The sequence below is a fragment of the Ruminococcus sp. AM31-15AC genome, assembly GCF_003462045.1.
Lineage (GTDB): Bacteria > Bacillota > Clostridia > Oscillospirales > Ruminococcaceae > Hominimerdicola > Hominimerdicola aceti.
This window is the reverse complement of record NZ_QTYG01000015.1, coordinates 33,556-56,554: the sequence shown is the minus strand read 5'-3', so window position 1 is coordinate 56,554 and position 22,999 is coordinate 33,556. Positions and strand designations below refer to the sequence as shown.

General features: G+C 44.7%; 20 protein-coding genes and 1 pseudogene. 6 read left to right on the top strand and 15 right to left on the bottom strand.

What is annotated here, in order from left to right; translation table 11 throughout:
* Positions 1-166: 166 nt before the first annotated feature.
* From DW793_RS06325 to DW793_RS06310, 4 genes are read left to right on the top strand one after another with little or no spacing between them, the layout of a single operon-like run.
* Entirely contained in the window at positions 167-871 is a 705-nt protein-coding gene (locus DW793_RS06325) for a response regulator transcription factor (RefSeq protein ID WP_022288718.1), read from the top strand.
* Positions 864-2,285 (top strand): sensor histidine kinase, encoded by a 1,422-nt coding sequence (locus DW793_RS06320; protein ID WP_117863610.1) that lies wholly within the window; start codon positions 864-866, stop codon positions 2,283-2,285. Before DW793_RS06325 ends, DW793_RS06320 begins: the two co-directional genes overlap by 8 nt.
* A 9-nt stretch (positions 2,286-2,294) precedes the next feature.
* Entirely contained in the window at positions 2,295-2,762 is a 468-nt protein-coding gene (locus DW793_RS06315) for a hypothetical protein (RefSeq protein ID WP_118157385.1), read from the top strand.
* On the top strand, positions 2,762-3,604 hold the full coding sequence (locus DW793_RS06310) for a S1C family serine protease (protein ID WP_118157384.1): 843 nt from the start codon (positions 2,762-2,764) through the stop codon (positions 3,602-3,604). Before DW793_RS06315 ends, DW793_RS06310 begins: the two co-directional genes overlap by 1 nt.
* A gap of 260 nt (positions 3,605-3,864) precedes the next feature.
* On the opposite strand, the gene DW793_RS06305 is transcribed toward DW793_RS06310, so the two are convergent.
* Positions 3,865-4,686 carry a hypothetical protein gene (locus tag DW793_RS06305; RefSeq protein WP_118157383.1) on the bottom strand — a complete coding sequence of 274 codons (822 nt, stop codon included), beginning with the start codon at positions 4,684-4,686 and terminating at the stop codon, positions 3,865-3,867.
* 288 nt (positions 4,687-4,974) lie between these two features.
* Here DW793_RS06305 and spoVAC point away from each other — a divergent pair, with 288 nt between their 5' ends.
* The gene (spoVAC, locus tag DW793_RS06300) at positions 4,975-5,421 is read left to right on the top strand and encodes a stage V sporulation protein AC (protein WP_158455015.1); all 447 of its coding nucleotides are present in this window, start codon (positions 4,975-4,977) and stop codon (positions 5,419-5,421) included.
* A 302-nt stretch (positions 5,422-5,723) separates the two neighbouring features.
* Here the strand turns inward: spoVAC and DW793_RS06295 are convergent, their stop codons facing one another.
* The 7 genes from DW793_RS06295 to DW793_RS06265 form a co-directional block, all read right to left on the bottom strand.
* Positions 5,724-6,227 (bottom strand): hypothetical protein, encoded by a 504-nt coding sequence (locus DW793_RS06295; RefSeq protein WP_038672828.1) that lies wholly within the window; start codon positions 6,225-6,227, stop codon positions 5,724-5,726.
* Between the two features lie 179 nt (positions 6,228-6,406).
* On the bottom strand, positions 6,407-7,759 hold the full coding sequence (locus tag DW793_RS06290; protein WP_117863613.1) for an MATE family efflux transporter: 1,353 nt from the start codon (positions 7,757-7,759) through the stop codon (positions 6,407-6,409).
* Between the two features lie 217 nt (positions 7,760-7,976).
* Positions 7,977-10,436 carry a hypothetical protein gene (locus tag DW793_RS06285; RefSeq protein WP_118157382.1) on the bottom strand — a complete coding sequence of 820 codons (2,460 nt, stop codon included), beginning with the start codon at positions 10,434-10,436 and terminating at the stop codon, positions 7,977-7,979.
* Positions 10,436-10,969, bottom strand: a complete 534-nt coding sequence (locus tag DW793_RS06280) for an RNA polymerase sigma factor (RefSeq protein WP_022288710.1) — start codon at positions 10,967-10,969, stop codon at positions 10,436-10,438. The genes DW793_RS06285 and DW793_RS06280 overlap by 1 nt, the downstream gene beginning before the upstream one ends.
* A gap of 531 nt (positions 10,970-11,500) precedes the next feature.
* Positions 11,501-12,655 (bottom strand): PH domain-containing protein, encoded by a 1,155-nt coding sequence (locus DW793_RS06270; RefSeq protein ID WP_252969703.1) that lies wholly within the window; start codon positions 12,653-12,655, stop codon positions 11,501-11,503.
* 5 nt (positions 12,656-12,660) lie between these two features.
* Positions 12,661-12,987, bottom strand: coding sequence for a hypothetical protein (locus DW793_RS15270; RefSeq protein ID WP_252969702.1), 327 nt, complete (start codon positions 12,985-12,987; stop codon positions 12,661-12,663).
* 24 nt (positions 12,988-13,011) lie between these two features.
* Complete coding sequence (locus DW793_RS06265; protein WP_046440618.1) at positions 13,012-13,467, bottom strand: hypothetical protein; 456 nt, start codon at positions 13,465-13,467, stop codon at positions 13,012-13,014.
* A 142-nt stretch (positions 13,468-13,609) separates the two neighbouring features.
* Here DW793_RS06265 and DW793_RS06260 point away from each other — a divergent pair, with 142 nt between their 5' ends.
* A complete protein-coding gene (locus tag DW793_RS06260) occupies positions 13,610-14,902 on the top strand; it encodes an alanine/glycine:cation symporter family protein (protein ID WP_118157380.1) in 1,293 nt (430 codons plus the stop codon).
* 421 nt (positions 14,903-15,323) lie between these two features.
* On the opposite strand, the gene DW793_RS06255 is transcribed toward DW793_RS06260, so the two are convergent.
* The 7 genes and pseudogenes from DW793_RS06255 to DW793_RS06225 all read right to left on the bottom strand — a co-directional run bounded on the left by DW793_RS06255 (position 15,324) and on the right by DW793_RS06225 (position 22,986).
* On the bottom strand, positions 15,324-16,166 hold the full coding sequence (locus DW793_RS06255) for a fumarate hydratase (protein ID WP_117927953.1): 843 nt from the start codon (positions 16,164-16,166) through the stop codon (positions 15,324-15,326).
* Positions 16,167-16,168: 2 nt separating this feature from the next.
* Positions 16,169-16,633, bottom strand: a complete 465-nt coding sequence (locus DW793_RS06250; RefSeq protein WP_181982547.1) for a chemotaxis protein CheW — start codon at positions 16,631-16,633, stop codon at positions 16,169-16,171.
* Positions 16,634-16,658: 25 nt separating this feature from the next.
* Positions 16,659-17,377 (bottom strand): annotated as a pseudogene (locus DW793_RS06245) (CheB methylesterase domain-containing protein).
* 266 nt (positions 17,378-17,643) lie between these two features.
* Positions 17,644-18,480 carry a CheR family methyltransferase gene (locus DW793_RS06240; RefSeq protein WP_118157378.1) on the bottom strand — a complete coding sequence of 279 codons (837 nt, stop codon included), beginning with the start codon at positions 18,478-18,480 and terminating at the stop codon, positions 17,644-17,646.
* Positions 18,481-18,505: 25 nt separating this feature from the next.
* On the bottom strand, positions 18,506-18,949 hold the full coding sequence (locus DW793_RS06235; protein WP_022288702.1) for a chemotaxis protein CheW: 444 nt from the start codon (positions 18,947-18,949) through the stop codon (positions 18,506-18,508).
* A 2-nt stretch (positions 18,950-18,951) separates the two neighbouring features.
* Complete coding sequence (locus tag DW793_RS06230; RefSeq protein WP_118157377.1) at positions 18,952-21,015, bottom strand: chemotaxis protein CheA; 2,064 nt, start codon at positions 21,013-21,015, stop codon at positions 18,952-18,954.
* A gap of 822 nt (positions 21,016-21,837) precedes the next feature.
* Positions 21,838-22,986: an amidohydrolase gene (locus tag DW793_RS06225; RefSeq protein WP_118157376.1), complete on the bottom strand. Its 1,149-nt coding sequence runs from the start codon at positions 22,984-22,986 to the stop codon at positions 21,838-21,840.
* Between the last annotated feature and the right edge of the window lie 13 nt (positions 22,987-22,999).

Sequence of the window (22,999 nt, the reverse complement as noted above, 5' to 3'; positions counted from 1 at the left end):
ATATTTAATAAAAAGTTAAATAAATATTCACACAATGGGTTTGTGAATTTGTTATAATACTTATATCAATTTGAATAATTATTGTCTTTTGTTCAAATTTTCAGAAGTGTGAAAATTTGAAATAATGGGCATGAAAAGAAGTAAATAAACGAAAGGAAGATGAAATATGTCGCTTGGACGAGTATTGGTAGTAGACGATGATAAGAACATCTGCGAGCTGCTCAGGCTTTACCTTGAAAAGGAGGGCTATGGAGTAATACTTGCACATGACGGTGAGGAAGCAGTGGTAAAATTCAACGCTCTTAAGCCTGACATCATACTGCTTGACATTATGCTGCCTGGTATAGACGGCTGGCAGGTATGCCGTGAGATAAGAAAGAAGTCCAACGTGCCTATCATCATGATAACCGCAAAGGTAGAAACATTTGATAAGGTGCTTGGTCTGGAGCTTGGAGCTGACGACTATATCGTAAAGCCTTTCGATACAAAGGAAGTTATCGCAAGAATAAAGGCTGTTTACAGAAGAGTAGGTCAGTCATCAGGCGAAGCTGAGATAAAGGAAGTCAAGTATGACAAGCTTTCAGTTAATATGACAAGATATGAGCTGAGAGTAAACGGTCAGGTGCTTGACACACCGCCGAAGGAGCTTGAGCTTCTGTTCCACCTTGCTTCAAATCCGAACAGAGTTTATACAAGAGATCAGCTCCTTGATGAGGTATGGGGCTTTGAATATTACGGCGATTCGAGAACTATCGACGTTCACGTTAAGCGTCTGCGTGAGAAGCTTGAGGGCGTTTCTGACAAGTGGGCACTTAAAACTGTATGGGGCGTAGGATACAAGTTTGAAGTCGCTGAAACACCGCATGAGTAATCGTAAAAGCATATTCTTTAAATACTTTGTAATTTGTTCAGCAGTAATACTTATAAGCTTTGTGTGCTTAGGAACGGTATTACTGCTGGTTTCTTCAAGGTATTTTATTGACGAAAAAAAGAGCCTGTTGGAGAAAAACACCAAGGCTCTTGCTTTATATACGCAGGAAGAAATGCTGGCTCAGCCTGCCGACTGGAAAAAGTCGGTGACAGATGAGATGACGCAGTATTCAATGGCGTGCAACGCTGATTTTATCTTGTGCGACTCTACGGGAGCAGTGCTTGTGAACTCCAGTAAGGATCCTGTGTGCAGCCCTCATAATATATCTGTCCATGAGCTTGAAGCTTTTTCCGACAATTGCGAGTATGTTTATTCGGATCTCGGAGGAGCTTTCGATGCTATATATCATGTGATAGGTAAGTCGTTCAAAGCGAATGGACCTGAATATTATGTGCTTGCATTCAGTTCAAAGGCGGCTCAGGACGACTATACCTACAACATAATGGAAATATTTATAGTTTCCGCTATAATAGTTCTGGTCATAGTAATGTTTTTGGTATATTTCATGACGTTAAAGCTTACAGAGCCTATAAAAGAGATAGCGGAGGTGTCAAAGAAGATAGGAGCAGGAGATTTTTCTGTCACCCTGCCTGATTATTCTACCTCGGAGCTTGAACAGCTCAGCAACGCTTTCAACGATATGGCTGCCAGCCTGAAAAGCTATGACACCATGCGAAACAGCTTCCTTGCGAACGTTTCTCATGAGCTTAGAACGCCTATGACGTCTATAGGCGGTTTTGTGGACGGTCTGCTTGACGGCACCATACCAAAGGAGCAGGAGAGATATTATCTTAAGATAATTTCCTCTGAGGTACACAGACTTGCAAGGCTCGTAAGAAGTATGCTCAATCTTGCAAAGATCGAGGCAGGCGAGCTTAAACCTAATTTGCAGTATTTCTCTGTACTTGAGCCGATAGTCGATACCCTTGTGACTTTTGAGCCAAGGCTTGAGGAAAAGCAGATAGAGATAAGGGGTCTTGACGTTGACAGAGTGACCCTTTATGCGGATAATGACCTTGTTCATCAGGTCATGTATAACCTCATAGAAAACGCCATAAAGTTCGTTGACAAGGGCGGTTATATAGAGTTTCACTTTGAGCCAGAGGGCAACATGACGAGCATTTCTATCAGAAACAGCGGTGAGGGTCTGTCTGAGGACGAGCTTCCGCTGGTGTTCGACAGATTTTATAAGACCGATAAGTCAAGAGGACTTGACAAGACGGGCGTTGGATTGGGACTTAATATCGTACGTTCTATCATAAAGCTCCACGGGGGCAAGATAATGGTACGAAGCGTTAAGAACGAGTATACGGAATTTGTGTTCACGCTGCCTAACAAGGCGGAGGGCGACTAGGAGGCTCATATGGAGCAGTTTGAAGAGCAGCCTTGTCTGCATGATGAAAATGAAGATACAGCTCAGGAAACTGGGCATTACAAGCTGCCTGAGGGAGCGGTAGCCGCTCACAAGGTGGACGAAGATTTTTGGTCGGCTGTTGATTCGGCAAGAAAAAGAAGCCGCCGCAGAGAGCGTATGCGCCACGCAGTTGCAAGGCTGTGCTTTATGGTGCTTTTTGTAGGCATCGGAATAGCCATATCAATAACCTCCATAAGGGGAAGCGGCTGGGTGAGAAATCTTGTTACAGGGGACGAGAAGATAAGCTTTACGCTTCCTGTGGCTGACAAGCCGAAGCTTGACGATGAATTTTATCAGGCTGACGGAAGATACACTGCCGAGGGTATCGCAAAGGGGTTTTCTCCTGCTGTGGTATCTATAGAGGTTTACAAAAATCGGGTGGATATGTTGCGGCAGGTCAGGGCAGCGGTGTTATAATGTCTGCTGATGGATATATCGTCACAAACGCTCATGTTGTAAATGCGGCGGAGTCGGGCATAAAAGTTGTTCTAAGCGACAATTCAGAGTATGAAGCCAAGGTGGTGGGGCAGGACCCTGCCACAGATATAGCGGTGATAAAGATACAGGCGCAGGGCTTGCAGGCGGCTGAGTTCGGTGATTCGACTCAGGTGAATGCAGGGGAAGAGGTGGTCGCTATCGGCTCACCGGCTGGTTATTACGGCACTGTGACAAAGGGCATCGTATCAGGTGTGAACCGCAGGATAAGGCTTGAAAACTCGTCAATAATAATGAACTGCATACAGATAGACGCAGCCATAAACCCCGGTAACTCAGGTGGAGCGCTGTTCAATATGTGGGGTCAGGTCATAGGGATAACCTCATCGAAGCTTGCTTCAAGCGACTATGAGGGCATAGGCTTTGCGGTATCCATAGACGAGGCGAAGCCTGTTATCGAGGAGCTTATGGAAAAGGGCTATGTGGCAGGCAGAGTAAAGATAGGTGTGACTTATTATGCTGTCAGCGACACCACTGCTGAGATATACGGCATAAAGCCGGGCATTTGTATTGTGTCCATAAACCCTGATTGTGACGTTGCCAACACAGACCTTGCGGAGGGCGATATCATCACGGAAATAGACGGAAAGTCCACCGCAGGAGAGGTGGATATAGCGTCGCTGTTTTCAGGAAAGCAGGCAGGAGATGAAGTCGTCTGCAAGGTATATCGCAAGACGGACAGCGGTGATGAGAAAGAGTTTGAGATAAAATTCAAGCTTATGGCGGATAACGGCGGTCTGGTGGCAGACAGTCAGGCGGAATAGATAACAAAAGTGGATAAAAAAAGAAAAAAGCTGTGGTAAGAAAGGGTACCACGGCTTTTTCTTAGGGGATTAATAAAATAATGTGATGATATTATAGAATTACTATAATACTATTATTATATATTCCCCTTAGTTTCATGTCAACATAAAAGTGTGACAGCTATTTCAAAAAAATCTGTCACACTTTTTGTCACTGGGAAAATGTATAAAAATACAAAAGAGCAGACCATATTGCGGTCTGCTCTTAGTTTCATGAAAAATTATTCAGAAAGACCCTCGATAGAGAATGTAATCTCAAGGCTGTCCTCAAATGCAAGATTGTCCTTGTCGATAGGAGAATCCTTAGCTGTATCGCCGTAATCGTTGTAGATCTCGATTCTGTAGCAGTTGTTGTTGTCCTCGATGTTGCCATACTTGATCTTAGCTTTATCGAATGCAACTTCCTGACCGTCAGCTTTGATAGACTTAACCTCTACCTTGAGATCGTCAGCGTTGTACTTACCTGGAGTTTCCTTATCAGTCTTAGGATCGCCTGTGCCCTTGAGTTTTTCGCCGTTAAGAAGACCGATGATATCAACGCACATTACTACGCAACCCTGAGCGCCAACAGCATAGTCGCCGTCAAGAGCGATCTGTGGGTTGATGCCCTCGTCTGGATCGTCATAAGCTATAGAAGCGTTTGTGATAGAAACTGTGTACTCACCGTCGCCTGTTATGTCAGCGTCAACGCCGAATGCCTGAGTTGCGTCAGGTTCGCCCTGACCTTCCCAGTTGCCCCAGAGCCACTCTCCGTCACCGAACATAAGGAATGCGTCATAGCCCTTGAATGTCTTTACAGGTGTGTAATCAGAGTCGCTGCCTTTTGTAGAGCCAGCAGAACTGTCTGTTGCAGCTGAATCAGCAGCAGACTCGGCAGCAGCTGTTGTAGTTGTTGCAGCAGTTGTAGTTGTAGCTGCTGTTGTTGTTGTAGTTGTTACGGCAGCAGTAGAGCTTGAAGAATCAGCTGAATCGCCGCATGATGCGAATACTACTGTTGTCAGAGAAAGAGCTGTGACAGCAGCAAGAATTTTTTTAGCTTTCATTATAATAACCTCCTGAAAAATAATGGCAGTTACACTGCCCCTAAGATAGAATATCTCTAATGAATATGATACAAAATTTTCGCATTTTTTTCAAGATACTATTTAAACAAATTTCCCTATGATAAATCGTTTACATTATACAAAACTTGTTGAAACTATATAAAAATATTAACCTTACAGCAACATATTGAACAAATCATGCGAAAATAGTGCAGCTTAAAAAATGAATAAGAACTGATTTTTGAGGAACAATAGGTGCAAACACGATAGAAAAAAGGAGCGAAAGAAATGGATATAAATTTAAGCAAGGCACAATACAGCGAGATGTACAAAGAGGCTTCCCACGGGACGAAGTGGTGGGTGACCATACCGAAGGCGTTTTTATTTGGCGGACTTATATGCGTTATTGGGCAATCGCTGATGGATATGTATTTATATTTAGGTTTATCCAAGGATAACGCCTCAATGTCGGTATCAATAACTTTGATATTTTTATCGGCTCTTCTCACAGGTCTTGGCTGGTATGACCGCATAGCGAAGCACGCAGGTGCAGGCACGCTTGTTCCCATAACAGGTTTTGCGAATTCTGTGGCAGCACCTGCTCTTGAGTTCAAGACTGAGGGATATATTCTTGGGCTTGGGGCGAAGATTTTCATTATCAGCGGACCTGTTATTCTTTACGGCACTTTGGCTAGTGTGCTTTACGGGCTTATTTATTATTTGTTTTTGCGATAAGCTGCTTGCAATTCATGATAACCGCACAAACTAACTGTAGGGGAGCGGCACAATTTCTGCTTTGCAAATATACGACGTGCCGTGTTGGAAAATATTGTGCAGTTAATTGTGCATATACCGCATGGTTGAGCAGCAAGCAGGTGAGGGCTGTCGGTGGCGCCAGCCCCTACACATTTGTGTCGATTTTTTTTCGTCGCAAAATCGCTGGCGTTCTTTGCGGATTTTACTTTATGCTATGGGATAGAGAAAGCGGTGCAGAGTTTTTCACTCCGACACCGCTTTGTTTTTTTGATTTTTACTTTTTACACGAGGGTATCCTTATACTTTTTGCCCTCTACCACCAATATTGGATAGCCGTCAAGATACGGTTTCACGGCTTCCGGATTTTCGTCTGCATACTCAAATATCTGATCTGCCAGCTCGTTAGCCGTTTTCGTCAGCTCCTTTATGGACTTTTCATTCATAGTAGGACAGACCGGCGACAATGTTATTACTTTCGTTTCATTCAGTGCCATTACTCTCAGCGGCCATATCCTGCAGTCGAACGGTTTGTCGTCGCCTAATATACAGCCCTTCTCGTTATCCAGCATTGGGCAATAATACAGGTCTGCATTCTGTTCCTTATCCATTTTGAACAAGAAATGGTTTTCCTTCTTTATAAATTCCTGCTTAGGGGCATATTCCTGCAATATCTTGCTTGCAAGCGTTTGTGAGATATATGGTGTTTCCCATATATCATAGCTGTCAAAGCAGCAGCATATCCTGCACTTTGCACATTCCTCTTTTGACAATATTTTTGAAAGCATTTTTTCTGTGATGCCTGCCGTTTGCAGGCATTTCCCCCTTTCACGTCTATGGTATGTCAGCCACACTTTTGTGGATTGTATGTTTTTACTAATTATAACACGTTTCTTTGATAAAATCAATAGTGGCTTACTTTTTTCTACATAGGGAGCTATCTGTTTTATGTAAATTAACAAACTATTTACATTTGTTCTGCCGTATTGGGAATATTCTCTTTACGGAAGGTCTTATTAGCGGCAAAGCCTATGCCGAGCATCACTGCCATGCCTGCCCACACAAGGGGTTCGCTTATCATGATGCCGAAATATCCCATGCGTGGGGCGAGTATCATTGCCACTGCGAACTTGCCCAAAAGCTCTATTATGCTTGAAGCTATAGGTGTTATCTTATCTCCTACGCCCTGAAGTGCGTTTCTGAAAACTATTACTATGCCGAGGATAAAGTAAAATGCTGTGTTTATTTTCATGTATTTTTCCACTGTACCCACTATCTCAGGGTCGCTGATACCTGTGATAAGGTGTGCGAAAAATGGTGTGAAAAGCCATGTTGCGGCTATTACGATAACAGACCAGCCCCATGTTATGAGGGTCGCTTTTTTCACGCCCTCTTTTACTCGGTCTATCCTGCCTGCACCGTAGTTCTGGCTTGAAAAGGTTGCTGAAGCTGCACCGAAAACGGATATAGGGAGCATAAAGATCTCAGATATTTTTCTTGCGGTGGTGTGGGCGACTATTATGTCAGTGCCGAAGATATTTATTGCGCCCTGCATTATAACAGTGCCGATACCAACGAGAGATATCATAAGTCCCATTGAAACTCCTGTTGCATACATATCTCCTGCGAGCTTGAAGTTAAAGCGGAAGTCGCTTTTTGATGGGATAAGAAATTTGTGTTTTTTAATGATGTATATTATACAAAGCACAACTGAGATACCCTGTGCGATAAGGGTGGCATAGGCTGCACCCTCAACACCCATTTTAAAGCCTAGGATAAAGAGAAGGTCAAGCCCGATATTAGCGATAGTTGATATTATAAGGAAGATAAGTGGCGAAACAGTGTCGCCCACTGCACGGAGGATACCTGCGCAGATGTTATAGAACATTGATATTATCATTCCTGCAAGGATTATGACTATGTAGGTTTTTGCCTGCTTAAAGATGTTGTCAGGCGTGTTCAACGCTTTCAGCAGTGGGTCGATAAAGGCAAGGCTGAGGGCAGTGAGGGCTATTGCCGTTGCGATACCTAGGGTAAGGGCGTGGGCGACGGACTTTTTCAGGCGGTCAAACTCTTTTGCACCGAAAAAGCGTGCCGTCACAAGGGCAAAGCCGTTTGTAAGACCGTTCAGAAAGCCTATTATGACGGTGTTCACTGATGAAGTTGCGCCAAGGGCGGCTATGGCGTTTTTGCCTAGGGTCTGTCCCACGATACGGGTGTCGGCAAGATTATAAAAAAGCTGAAAAACGTTGCCAAGCAGAAGGGGCAGGGCGAACATCAAAATTAGCTTTGTGATATTTCCTTTCGTTAGGTCTTTCATAATTCTTTCTCCTGTTTATGTCTGATATTTATTCCTAAAACCATATTATTTTAGCACAAACAGAATTTCAATTGGTTATATTACTGTGAACATTTATTGTACATACTATACAATTTGCGGTGGTTTTATTTGTGTGCAATAACGAAAACGTTTTAGCGAAAAAAACGCCCGACAGAAATTTATCCGTCGGGTGCTAAAGGGGAAATTTGGTGTAATGCTATTTAACTATGTCTACACTGTCAGTGGGTTTTGAGAGATCGGCATAGCTGTATGAGCGTATCTGTCTGTCGGAGAAGATATAAATATATCCGTCCTGAACGAATGCACTGCGGTAACGATCTCTCTGGTCATTGTCGTTGACCATAGCCGTGATCTCGTCTTCACTAGCATGATCGAAATAATCGTCATAATAATCCGTATATTCGTCAAGCTTTATAGTTCCATACTCGCTGAAAGTTTTTGTTTCTATGTCATATTTCATTACCAGCATTTTTTCTATAGTTTTATTATAATAGGTATAGTCCAAATTGTAGCCGTCGGTGGTCTTGCCTACTGTGGTAATGTCATTGAATGGTATGGCTATATATCCGTTTTCGTTGTCTGTTATTATTGAATTTGAAAAAACAGTGTAGGCAGATCTCTGGGTGATGTCCGCTTTATCAACTGTTGTTCCCATTTCTTTCTCGTGATATTTGTATTCCTGTATAGTCTTGAAGAAGTTGAATTTCTTTACTACCTCTGTGTCATAAACCTGCACCTGATCCACTGTGCCGTTAGCATTCGCTATGCCCTTGCCGCTTGAGCCGTATAAAAGGGTTTCTTGCTTTTCTGTTTTGCTCTTGTCGAGTATCTTTACGCTGAAAGAGTCAAATGACGTGCTGTCGGTACGCACGGCGATATCGTCATTATAGTTTGTCAGGCTATAATGGAAGAAGTTGTTTGCCGTTGACACTGCTATCATTTTATCATCAGGGGTCACCTGAGTTATCTTGTTTGGGTCTGAGAAATCATATACTTCATCAAGCTGGATATTGTTCGCTGCCTGATAAGTGTCATCATTGCTGTAAGCGGAAGAATAATCTCTGTAAACATACAGCATAGAATGATAGAACGTGTTATATCTTGCACTCTCGAAATCAGTGTCCTCGTATGTGAGGGTCTTTTTCACAGGGCCGCCAAGGTCATTGTCAAAAAGCCACAGGGTGCAGATATTAATGCCGCTATAATAGATATTGTGTGTGTTGATATCGTAAATGTTTGCAGAGTCGTTTGAGAACAGCGACAATTTGCCGTTATACTCATCTCCTGATATGGCGTGGCTTATATGCTCGGCGTCTGCGCCTGTGACGGTCTGGGTTTTGTTAAGCTCCATGCCGCCGCCGCCGTAGTTTATTCTTGTAATAAGCGCTCTTGTTGGCACTGTGCTGTATCCGTCTGTTTTTTCAAAAGAATATGCTCTTAAAATATAAATGTTGTCTGTTCCCATTAAGATGCTGCTTTCACCGCAGGCGATAAGCTTTGAAGCCATGTATGAGCCTTGATTTTTTCCGTCAAAGGACGAAAGCAGGATCATGGACGGTGTATTATCTCTGGCTGTGATATACATTTCACTTTCTTCAAAAAGCTGTTTTTCACCATTGATGTATCGCACGGGTGCGATATCCTCGGGCTTTTGGTCATCTAATAGCAGTGAAGCTGCTCGGGTGTAGCGTGACACGATGAAAAACTTTCCGTCAACTTTTCTTATGCCCTCCAGCACGCCGGGTTGTTCAAACTCGCTTATGAGCTTGATATTCTCAGGGTCGCTCACGTCAAACACGCACATTCCGCAGTATTCGATATCGAGGTTTTTCTTTCCTGCCTTCACGGGTAAGATAAAGTCGAAGAAAGCGTAAAGCTCGTTATTATCCAAATACATTGCAACAACGCTTGGAGCGAACTTACAGCCGTACTGTTCGTATTCGGCAATGTCGACAAGACCTTTTTTAAGGAAGGTTTCCGCAAAGATATCCTGTTCTGACTTTGTGATATTTCCGTTTTGGGTAATATAAACGTCGATACCGCCATTGTCAGTAATGAAATGGGCATTTCCGTAGGTTATGTTTGTTTCCAGCTCATCTATGCTGGTTGTGGGGGTGATATCCACGCCTGAGCGAGTGAGCTGTATATCAGCGGGGTTAGGGGTGAGCTGGTGATCTCTAAGTGCCTGCTTATACAAAGCCACATAGTCATCGTCATCAACAGACAAAGCGTCGATATTTTTGAATATATAGCTATTGTCAACTATAAAGTCCTCTATGTTTTTGCTGTTGCTATTTATATAGTTGTAAAGACCCTTATAGGTCGTTCCACGGAGGCCGTCAAGACCTGAGGCGTCAGCGGACTGTGAAGAAGCGGTGTTGGGGTATTTTTTGACGAACTGGGTATTGCTGAACCTAAGCACAGCAAATCCGCCTACCACAAGGACGAAAGCCGCCACCACAGCCAGACATCTCAGGGCGTTGCTTCTGCCGCTGTTTATTTTTATCTCTGCACTATTTGGAGTATTTTCGATAACGGGTCTGAATCCTGCCACGTCCAGCATATCTTTTATTTCCTGGGGCATGAGCTTATCAGGAATTTTGTTTGCCTGTTCCATTTGTCTGATAAGCTTTCTGCGTTTTCTTAAATTTCTCATCATGTCACCTCCTTTCCAAACAGCTTACTGCGTATTTTTGCTTTACCTCTGGATATATGGGAACGGACTGTCGTATCTTTAATACCTGTTATCTCCATTATCTCCCTGCCTTTGTAGCCTGCTATACAGTGAAGTGATATACAGAGTCTTTCCGCTTCACTGAGATCAGCAAACTCTTCTAAGATCTCGCACCGCTCGAATCCGTTTTCGTCCTTGATTATTGCGTCGCTTTCATTAATATAATCGAGGTTAGAGCGTCTTTGGGCGTATTCCTTTTGTTTTTGTTTGATCTTGGCGACCAGAATTTTGAACATCCAGCTATCGAAAGCTTCGCTTTTCCGCAGCGAGGAGATGCTCATATAGCCGTCCAGCACAGCGTCCTGCACTGCATCGGCGGCGTCCTCGGCATTTTGCAGGTTAGCGAGGGCGTAATAATAAAGCTCCTTATATATCTCTCCATAGAGCTTAGAAAAGGCGTCCGTATCGCCGTTCACCGCAAGTTCTGCGAGCTTTTTTCTTCCCTTTTTGTCCAATCTGATCCCCCCTGTCGTCCGTCATAATATAAGTGTATATTTTTCACTGAAATGTTGCAGTGAAAAATTTTTTTTGAATAAAAAAATCGGGGACGAGGTGGTCGTCCCTGATGATATTTGTTTATCAAACTGTGTAGCGGCGACCTCTGGTCGCCCGTGTCGGTCGTCTGTCAAACCCTACATTATGGTCGCAAGTTCTACCGCCGCAAAATCGCTTCGCTCTTTGCGGATTTTACTTTGTGCAGGAGGATAGAAAAGCGGTGCAGATTTTGTTTCTTCGATATACATTTATAATAAAGCACTAATTCTATATGCTTTTTTGCTTTACTCTGCACCGCTTGGTCGGCTTGCGCCGAATGAGGCTCTGCCTCATACTCCGACAGGGCTTTGCCCTGTACCCACAAGGGGTTTCACCCCTTGACCCTGACCAGGGACGTGTCCCTGGACCTTTTGCTCGCTTCGCTCGGTGCTGAGGGGTAACTTTGGTCTGCTATGCTAATTCCTCATTCCTCACTTCTCATTCCTCATTTTTCACACCGCATACCCATTCCTGTTCAACAATTTTATAACCTTATCATAATTAAGTCCCTTTACAGTATGATAGTCTGTACTCTCCGAATTGGTATAAACTCTCACGGCACAAGTATGGCTTATCTTCTGAAACGGATTTTGCATGACCGTTACCATTGACACTCTGTCAAGTGCGGCTATTGATTTATGAAAGCTATACCATTTACAATATGACAATGTACAATACCCGTTTTCAAAGCCTATTGATGTTGTGAACGCTGCCGCCGCCTTGACCATGACGAGCCACAGCAATGGTATGGTAGTTAGTATAACAAGTATGGTTATTTCTCTTTTCCAGTTAGGAAAAAAGTAAAGCGCTCCTCTTCCTGATACGATGGGTATAAACGTGCATATGAGCGGTATCGTTATAAATCTGCCAAGGTCGGCTTTTCCTGTGGAGATGTCGCTTTTCACCGGCGGTATTTTTGGCATGAGCATCTTCAGGGAGCGGTCAACCTGTCCGTTTGTCGTTATCGGTATAAGTGCTGATATTTCAAGCCGTCTTTTTCCGTATCCTGTACAGTGGGCAGACACAGAGGTTATTTTGCATATCTTCATAAGCAATGATTGTCTTAGGTCGATATAGTTTACTCTATCTCTATAGAGGACGTGTCTGCGTCTTGTGCCTATCCCGCTTCTGATTATGAAAAGGTCGGCACAGCGTGTGCAGGAAAAATTCCAGTGGCGCATTAGGTTCGACAGAAATGATATGAGCCAGCCTCCTGCCAGCACACCGCCTGCGATAAGGATATATTCAGGCACTTCTGCAAGCACCGGAACTTTTGCTATCTCCGTATTCACTCTGCGGAGTATTTGTTCCTCCGCCTCTCGTCCTACTATCCTATATGCTTCGTAAAGTACCGACAGCACGATTATCATGCCTGACAGAGTTGATGAAAAGATAAGAGAGAATATAACGAGCAGGCTTTTCTTTGAGTTGTAGACATATTTAGGTTTGTTTTTGCATTTGGCAGTGGCAAAATGATAAAGCTCAAAGGCTCGTTTTTTTGTAAGGGTGAGCATTATATCTGCATTTTGCAGTGATTTTGCATCGGTGTCTATGTATACGGCACAGGAATGTATAAGTCTGGAAATATATCCTTGTGACAGTGACAATGAGCTTATCTCGCAAAATAGACCTTTGTCCGTGTTATGCCGAAATAGCCTGTGTGGGCTATGATGCAATCTTCTTCAAGCTCATAGTAGACGAATATCCAGCGCAGGAAAGCGTAGCCGAAGATAAATGTGATAGTGAGGATATCAACCCAATGTGCCTGAAACCAGCTTTGAAAGTTGAATTTTGCGGCTATGAGATACTTGGCAAGAGGGATAGCAAGAAGCCACATATATTTAGTTGTATAAGATAATATCATTATAGGGTGCTGGCGGTGGGCGAAGAAATTCTTCAGCCAGCTGCTTTTTTCTTTGATAGTTTCTCTGCGGCTCATTTAAACCTTTCCTGTCTATGGTATCTAGTCTTCTTTGCGTTCTCTGTTTCGTATGGAGCTGTTTACTATGGCGGATATTTCCATGGCATCACGGCGGCTCATAAAAGGTATAAGAAGTCTTGCGCCCAAGGCGTTTAAGACAACGAAGTTAAGTCCTGTTATACTGCCTAGTGGAGTTATGATAGTTGTGACGGATTTTATTGCCGAGGTGGGCATAAAATGCCGCATGGTAAAGAAAAGCCCTGTAAAGGCGGTGACTTCTTTTGAGCTGACGGTGAAATAAGATCTGATGAAATAAAAGGGAAGCACCAGCAGGCAAAAAAGTGCGGCGATTATCCACATTGGCATAAGGATATAATTCACGGAAAATGGGATAAGTTTTTCTATGAGATTGACCGCATAGCGGATAAGAAACAATATTACCGCAAGGATAGCCCAGAAGATAAAAAGCGGTATTTTTGAGGGCTTATATCTGTGCATTTGAGGACGTTCACCTCGCTGTTTGTTTTTTTGCGTATTTGTATGTATGGTTATCTCAGTTTTCAAGAATTAATCTCCCTTTTATATCATATCATTTATAAGGCAATTATTTGCACGAAAAAAGTGTTTTCGGGGGAAAGCTATGGAACTTACGGCTATAATAAACAAGATAAATTCGTTTTTGTGGGGCGTTCCGCTTTTGATACTTTTGCTTGGGGGCGGAATATATCTGAGCATAAAGCTTGGATTCCCACAGATACACATTTTAAAAATAATGAAGAAAACGGTTTTTACGCTGTTTAAAAAAGAAAACTCCGAAAGCGATTCTCTCTCGCAGTTTCAGACATTTTCCACGGCGCTTGCGGCGACTGTAGGAACAGGCTCGGTGGTGGGCGTGGGGGAATGTATCAGGATAGGGGGCACAGGCTCGGTATTCTGGATGTGGGTATCTGCATTTTTTGGAATGGGGCTTGCCTACTGCGAAAACTATCTGGGAGTGAGATGCTCTGACGGAAAGCTTTGCGGTGCGGCGTCTTATCTCGAAAAAATAGGCAGAACGAAGCTCACGGCTGTTTTGTTTGCAGTTTTTACGGTGGGTGCGTCCCTTGGAATGGGCAACATGGTGCAGACGGGTTCGGCGGCTGCGGCTGCCCGAGAGGGTTTTGGGATACCCTCATATATATTTGCACTTGTGGTGCTTATTTTCGTATTTTTAGTAGCTGTGGGAAAAAACTCAGCAGCTTGTCTTTGCGAAAAGCTTGTGCCCATAATGGCTGTGCTTTTCATAGGCGGCAGTTTGGGAGTGATAATATTTCACCCATTAAAAGCCGCAGGAGCGATAGCAATGATAGTAAAAAACGCCTTTTGCCCCACAGCCTGCATAACAGGCTCGGCGGCAGGGACGATAATATTTTCCATGGTGGAGGGGTTAAAGCGTGGAGCGTTTTCAAACGAAGCAGGCTTAGGCTCGACGGTGGCAGTACACAGCTCGTGCAGGATAAAGTCGCCTGAATTGCAGGGAACATGGGCAATGGCTGAGGTTTTTATAGATACCTTTGTCATATGCACTTTGACGGCTGTGGTGATAATAATAAGCGGCACTGACCTCACGGGGGAGGATATGGCAGTGAGGGCTTACAATGCTGCTCTTGGTGGAGCGGGGAAGTATTTCATGTCAGGTTCGCTGATACTTTTTGCATTAGCGACAGTGGCAGGGTGGTTTTTCATAGGGGAGAGGGCTTGGAGATATCTTTTTCCTCGAAGTGATATGATATATAGAATCATGGCTATAGCTTGTGGGTGCATTGGAACGATGTGGAGCATGGAGCTTGTGTGGGGAGTGTCGGATATCTTCAATGGACTTATGGCAGTGCCGAATGTTATCGGGGTATTGGTGTTGTGGAGAAAAGAGGTAGAAATGAGGAATGAGGAATGAGGAATGAGGAGTGAGGAGTGAGGAATTGGCAAAGCTGACCAGAGTTGTGCACAAGCACAAAGTAAAAGTTAGCACCGAGCGAAGCGAGAGGTAAAACGCAGGCACAAGCCCGGCGTTAGAGGGCTTGCAGGGTCAAGGGACAGAGTCCCTTGCGGAGTTTGAGGCAGAGCCTCATTCGGCGTAAGCCGACTAGGTGCAGATTTAATGAGAAAAAAAGCACATGAAAGTCCGATATCAAACAAAGGTGATATCGGAGCAAAAATCTGCACCGTTTTCCCTATCCCTTAGCAAATGTAAATCCGCAAAGAGCGAAGCGATTTTGCGGCGGAAGTCCCGTTATCGAAGTAGTGAGTTTTGTTTTTTCGTGAAGTCATTCAAACGAACAAAGGCGGGTGAACACTGTTCGCCCCACATTATGCCCTTATATCTCTCCGCTTGCGTGTCTTGTCACATGACAGCCTACGTTCACTGACACCGGCAGGCCTGCGATATGGGTCGGTGCTTCTTCTATATTTACTGCAAGGCAGGTCTGTGTGCCGCCAAAGCCTTGTGGTCCTATGCCAAGGAGGTTTATTTTCTCCAGCATTTTCGCTTCAAGCTTTGCATAACGTTCCTTTGGATTTCTCTTTGATACGCTTCTGCACAGTGCTTTCTTTGCAAGGTATGCGCACTTCTCAAAGTCGCCGCCTATGCCTACGCCTATGACTATTGGCGGACATGGGTTAGAGCCTGCTTTTGCACACACTGACACTACCCAATCCACTATCTCGTCCTCGGTCACTGACGGGGTCATCATTTTGAGCTGTGACATATTTTCGCTGCCAAAGCCCTTTGGTGCCACCATTATTTCTACCTTTTCGCCCTCTGCTATTTTAAGATGCACAACAGGCGGTGTATTATCCCCTGTGTTTACTCTTTCCAATGGGTCGGATACTATGGAACAGCGCAGTCTGCCCTCTGTATAGCCTCTTGCTACGCCTTTATTTATGGCTTCATTCAGCGAACCGCCTACAAAATGCACGTCCTGTCCTACGGTCATGAAGATAACTGCCATGCCTGTGTCCTGACAGATAGGGATAGTTTCTTCTCTTGCTACTCTCATATTGTCAAGGATATCAGCAAAGACGTTCTTTCCCACCGGGGACTGCTCTTTCCTGGCGTTGCACTCTATACAGCTTTCCATATCCTCAGGAAGATACAGATTGGCTTTTATGCACAGATCTCTTACAAGTTCTTCTACTTCTGAAACGTTTATCTCTCTCATTTTTATTTATCCTTTCGCTCTGTATTTGCTACCTTTTCACGGTCGCTGAGCTTTATTACTTTTTCGCTGTCAAGGACATAGCATGGCTTGCCCTCCAGAAGAAATTCTCCTTTTAGAAAATCTGCGCAGGCTTCTTCGTTCACGTTTGGGGCTTTGCACAGCTTATCCTCGGGAATATCCGTGAAGCCTGTTACGCTGTCGCACAAAAGCCCTACGGAAACTTCTTCGCCCATTGTGATTATTATGCAATCTCTGTCGGAGATCTCTTTTGGTTCATAGTGGAAACGTCTGCGCAGGTCTATGACAGGCACTACCTCGCCCTCGTTCACCACTGTTCCCGGCACATAATCGGGAAAATCAGGCACGGGAGTTGGGGTCTGCGCCGCTATGATTATTTTTATATCCTCAAAGGGCAGTGAAAAGCTTCGCCCTGCTGAGGTGAAAATGAGATATCTGCTGTTTTCCACAGCTATCCCTCCTTGTTATATTTTATCATAAGCCGCTGTCGATGCGATAATGTATCTCCTGTGCTATCTTGTCAAGGGGACACTGCTTTGACACTGAGCCGTTTTCATATGCGGCTTTGGGCATACCATAGACTATGGAGCTTTCTGCGTCCTGTCCGATATTATATGCTCCCATTTTCTTCATGTTGAGCATACCCTTTGCACCGTCACAGCCCATGCCTGTGAGGATAACGCCTATAGCGTTACGCTTTGCGCTGTATGCCACAGAGTCAAAAAGCACGTCAACTGACGGACAGTGACCTGAAACCTTTACACCTGCTTCAGAGGTGACAAAATAGCCTTTTTTATCCCTGAACAATCTAAGGTGCTGACCGCCCTGCGCTATTACCACCATGCTTGGCTGAGATACAGACCGCTTTTGGCTTCCACAACGTTGTGACCGGTTTCAGTGCATAGCTGTTCGGCATATATCCTTGTATAGCCTGCAGGCATATGCAGGACTGCCACTACAGGGGGCAGGTCGTGGCGGAGGTCTTTGAGTATAGCTTTCAGGGCTTCCGTTGAGCCTGTTGAACCGCCTATGGCTATTATTCTGGAGGTATTTATGGCAGGTATATGCACAACAGAATTAGCTCTTGCTTTTTCAAGGCGCTGTATGCTTTCGGTAAAGCGTTTCTGAAAACGCTCGTTATCAGACGGAGTGCCGTCAGGTTTATATACGACGTCTATGGCACCTGCCTGCATCATGGGATATTTATTGTTGTGCTGAATGGTAAGATAGATTATAGGCACAGAATATCGTGGGGCAAGGCTTATGATGTAATCGTCCATATTGTCCTGGCAATCGCCGTCGAGAAGAACATAGTCCGGAGAAAGGGCAGTGACGCTTTTTCTGCCGTTGCAAAGGCACGTTGAGGCGAGTTTTGAGCTTTGGAAGCCTGCGTTTGTAAGGGCCTTTCTGCAAAGCTGTGCAAAGGCTTTGTTTTCGGTTATCACAAGAAAGAGAGGAGTCATTTTTTATCCCCTCCCAGCTTGCGGTATATTGCGGGGGCAACTTTTACAAAAGGCATATCCTTCGGCACGGATTCTGCGTGACCGATATAGAAATAGCCGCCCTCCTCCATTGCGTCATAGAATTTTCTGCATATCTCGGCTTTTGTATCGTCGTCAAAATATATCATGACGTTACGGCAGACGATAAGGTCGAATTTCTTTTTGAAAGTGAAATCATCCATAAGATTGTGGTAGCGAAACTCAACATTCTGCCTTATTGTATCGCTGACCTGCCAGAGATCCTTTGTGTTTGAATATGGATGAAAATACTTTTTACGCCAATCTTCGGGGATATTCTTTATGGACATACCGGTATAAATGCCGTTTTTGGCAGAACGCAGTGCATTAAGGGAGATATCCGTGGCAAGTATTTTCAAGTCCCAGAAACGGCGATCAAAGCCGAAATAATCGTCCATACACATGGCAAGATTATATGGCTCGTTGCCGAATGAGCAGCCTGCACTCCATATACGCATATCATGATCGAGGACATTTTTTTCGGCATAGGGGAGAAATTTCGCCATGAAGTGTTGGAAATGGTCCGTTTCACGCATGAAATATGTATGGTTGGTAGTAAGGCGGTTTATAAGGTTGGCAGTTTCTCTGCCTGTTTCATCGCTGTAGACGGCGCTGAGATATTCTGAAAAGCTGTTGAAGCCGCAGTCCAATACATAGTTGCTCAGCCTGCTTTCAACGATAGACTTTTTCCTTGCAAGGTCAAGACCGTATTTTTCTTTTATGAATGCAGTAAGCTCGTCAAAGTCTGACTGAGAGATCTCAAGACGTGACAGCATTCCTCTTCCTCCTTGTTATTATGTTTTACCTGTTTGTTCTGACCAGAATATCAGGGTCAAGCAGGGATATGTTTTTGTTGTTTGCGTTTATAAAGCATTTTACAAGGCTGTTTTTTACGGGCGACACGGCGGTCTGCTGGGGGAGGATATCCTCAACGTCCAAGACCTTATCGCATATTATGCCAGCCTGATTTGAGCCGACTTCTATCACTATGGTACTGCTTCTGTTGTCATACTCCCCTTCGGGCAGTCCAAGGCGCAGGCGGAGATCTATCACGGGAACGGCTTTTCCTCGGAGATTTATAACGCCTTTTATGAACTTTGGTGTTTTCGGGAGCCTTGTGACGGGGAGAAGCCCTATTATATCGGTGACATCTTTTACCTCAAAGGCGTAATATTTTTCATCAGAAACAAAGGAGAGTATTTTTCCGCCCTTCTGACAAAATTCGTTTATATCCTGTTCTGACATCTTTATTCACCCTTTCGGAAGTCATAATTGCCAAGAAATTCTTTCATATCAAGTATTATGGTTATGCTGCCGTCACCGAGGACCGAACAGCCTGCCATGCCTGATTCCTTGAGGGGATAGGCATCAAGGAGAGGTGAGAACGGTTTTACTACCACCTGCTGGTCAACTGTTATTCTGTCTGCCATGAGGACGGCTTCCTTGCCACCGTCTTTACAACAGAGCATTATGCCCTTTGTTACGTCCTTTTCGGCATTTGGTATATCAAAATGGTCGCTCATTCTGATAAGAGGCAGACATTTTTCACGGAGCATTATAAACTCGTTGCCCTCGGGGTCGGTGATAAAGCTTTCGGCTTTGCAGGAGAAAGCTTCGGAAACTGCGGAAACAGGCAGAGAGAAATTCTCGCCACCTACGTCAACGCTTAAAACGTCAAGGATAGACAGAGAAAGTGGTATCCTTATAGTAAAGACAGAGCCTTCGCCGAACTTGGAGTCAACATAGAGCTTTCCGCCGACTTTCTCAAGGTTTTTCTTTACAACGTCCATTCCCACGCCTCTGCCTGAATATTCGGTTATTTTATCATTGGTGGAAAAGCCTGCCGCCACAACGAAATTGAATATCTCTTTGTCGGTATATTCATTCTCAGGCTTTGTGAGCATACCGTTTTTCTTAGCTTTCGCCATAAGCTTTGCGGTATCCATTCCTGCACCGTTGTCACGGCAGGAGATAACCACTTCGTTGGAGTCATAGCCTGCGCTCAGAGTAACTGTGGCAGGCTCAGTCTTGCCTGCTTTTGCACGGACTTCGGGGTCTTCTATGCCGTGGTCAACTGCGTTTCTCACAATGTGCATAAGGGGGTCATTGAGGATATCTACGATAGATTTATCCACTTCCGTTTCCTGACCCTCAAACACAAGAGTAACGTTCTTTTTGAGCTTTTGGTTCATATCCCTGACAACACGGTTCATCTTCTGAAATGCTGTGGAAACAGGCACCATTCGTATGGACATTACAACGTCCTGAAGCTCATCGGTAAGCTTTTTCAGCTCACGGGAGGATTTATTGAAGCGGTCAAGGTTTATCTCGGCTTTTTTCAGGTCGGGAGAGGAGATAACAGAACCTTCGGTTATAACGATCTCAGCAACAAGGTCAAGAAGTCTGTTGAGCTTATCGAGCTTGACGGATATCATGGACTGCTCATGCTTTTCGGCATGCTTTTTGGGGACTGCATTTGCAGGCTGAGCAGGCTTTGGGGCTGACTTTTCCGGAGCAGACTTTTGGGCAGGCTGAGGTTTTTTGGCTGCGTTAGCAGGTTGCTCAGGCTTTTTCGCCTGCTCGGCTTTGTCAACGTTCACGGCGTTTTTCATAAGGTCAAGAACGCCATTCGGGTCATCGGTGATAAGCTTTATGTAAAGTCCCTTTTTTGATATCTCGTCCCCTGCATTGTCGGCGTCAAGATCCTCAGGGAAAGTTTTTATTACCTCGCACATTTTACCTAAGGCACGCAAAAGCACCAATGCACGCATATCAGGCATTGCACAGCTTTCGGAATATGTGACCTTATAGGTGAGGACGCCCTCTTTTTCATCATCAGGGAAAAGCCCCTCATAGGTGTCGGTATCGGCTGAGGAAGTATCGGAACTGTCTGTGGCAGGCTGACCTTTCATGGTGGCAGCAAAGGCGTGTATCTTATTTTCAAGCTCTGAAAAATCGGTGAGCGGTGCGTCGTCATAAATGCTGTCAAGCTCAGATTTAAGATTATCAGAAGCCGAGAAAAGAAGCTCATAGAGAGCAGGCTTGTCATATTTCACAGCAGGGTCTTCACGGATAATGTAGAAGAGGTCCTCAACTGAGTGGGCAAGGGTAGACATATTGTGCATACTCATCATGGCGGCAGAGCCTTTAATAGTGTGCATGGTACGGAATATCTCGTTGATATCGTCGGAGGAGATAGAGTCTTCCTGCTCGGTGCGCATAAGGATCTCGTCCAACTTTTCCAGAAGGTCGCCTGTTTCAAAGACGAACATATCCGCCATATTTTCCATACCGCTTTCAAATTTCGGCAAAAAAGTCACTCCCTTTCGGTGCTGTTGAAGCATACGGATATAATCAATAATATTATAGCAAATTTTTTGATATTTTTCAAGCATTTTTGTGCATTTTAAGTAAAAGAAACGATCAAGTGAGGAGTTAGGAATGAGGAATGAGGAATGAGCAAAGCTGCCCCCAAGCACCGAGCGAAGCGAGAGATAAAGCGCACGCTCAAGCTCGGCGCTGGAGGGCTTGTGGGGTCTAGGGGCAAAGCCCCTAGCGGAGTATGAGGCAGAGCCTCATTCGGCGATAGCCGACTAGGTGCAGATTGTAGTATTAAAAGCATATAGAAATAAGATATCAGACAAAAGAAATATCGGAGTAACACAATCTGCACCGCTATTCTATCCCAAAGCAGAACGTATATCCGCAAAGAGCAAAGCGATTTTGCGGCGGCAGAAACTTGCCCGAATACCTGTAGGGGAGCAGCGCAATTTCTGCTTTGCAGAAATACGACGTCCCGTTTCGAGGAGTTGCGGGGGGTGAATTTGTACAAACCATGTAGGCGAATAAAGGCGGGCGAACGCTGTTCGCCCCTACCGCCATTTGTGGGGTTATCGGGGTTTGTGCAATAATTTTTAGTGGTTATGTTTCGCAATATTGTGTATATGTGTCGTATGGCATTTTGAAACAACGTGCCGAACTTTGTATGGCTACCGCAAGAATGGACAGGCAAACAGGTGCGGGCTGTCGAGGGCGCCAGCCCCTACATGGTTTGTAAAGTGCATAACAAAGTGCGGATAACACAAGTACAAATAAAAAATGCGAAACGAAAACCGTTCCGCATTAGTATCATATCAAATTATTTTTCCACCGCATATCACCATGTCAGGTGATACCATTACATCAAGTGGGTCGCCGCTGAATAGGGTGAGGTCTGCGTCAAGCCCTGTCTTTACAGAGCCTACCCGGTCGGATATGCCTGCTATCTCTGCCGCTGTGCAGGTGATAGCTTCAATGCCCTTTTCATAGTCAAGTCCGTTTTTTACTGCAATAGCCGCTGACAAGGGCAGATATTCTATCGGCACCTCTGAGTGGTCGGTGCAGATTGCTATCTTTATGCCGTGAGAAGAAAGTATGCCGGCATTGGCTGGGGTAAGATTTGCCATTTCAGGCTTGCATCTGTCGCATATTACAGGACCTATCACACAGCTTGCTTCTTCCTCTGCAAGCTCGTCAGCTATGATATGACCGTCAGTGCAGTGTATAAGCACATAGTCAAGCTCAAATTCTTTCGCTATCCTTATGGCGGTGAAAATATCGTCCGCCCTGTGACAGTGAAAATGCGCCTTGACTTCGCCTCTGAGAACAGGGAGCAGAGCCTCCGACTTCATGTCAAACTCAGGCATATCCTCCTCGCTTCCCATTGCACGCTCGACCGCTTCACCATATTTCTGCGCCTTTATAAGCGCTTCTCTTATTATTCCTGCCACTGCCATTCGGGTGTAGGGGGCGTCCTCTTTGTCAGAATAGGTGAGTTTAGGGTTTTCACCCATTGAGAATTTCATTCCAACTGTGCCTACAAGCATTTTATCTATTCGCTTGCCATAGGTTTTTACTGCCGCAATACTGCCTGCGACTGGGTTTGCTGAGCCTGGGGATACAAGACAGCATGTTACACCTGCTTTTCTTGCAAGCTCAAAGGAATAGTCGATAGGGTTTATGCCGTCAACAATGCGGATATGAGCTGTGCATGGTTCAGATTCCTCGTTGAAATCCTCGCCCTCCATGCCTACGCCGCTTGTGGATAGTCCAAGATGTGTGTGAATGTCGATAAAACCAGGGTAAACTGTTCTGCCGTTGCCGTCGATATCTTCGGTTGTGACAGCTTCGGGAGAGCCACTTTCTACAGCGGAAATAATGCCGTCTGTTATCTCAACCCAGCCGTTTTCAATAACACGTCTGTCGCTGTCCATGGTCTTTATTTTAACGTTGTAAATTTTCATATGCAGTTTTCAC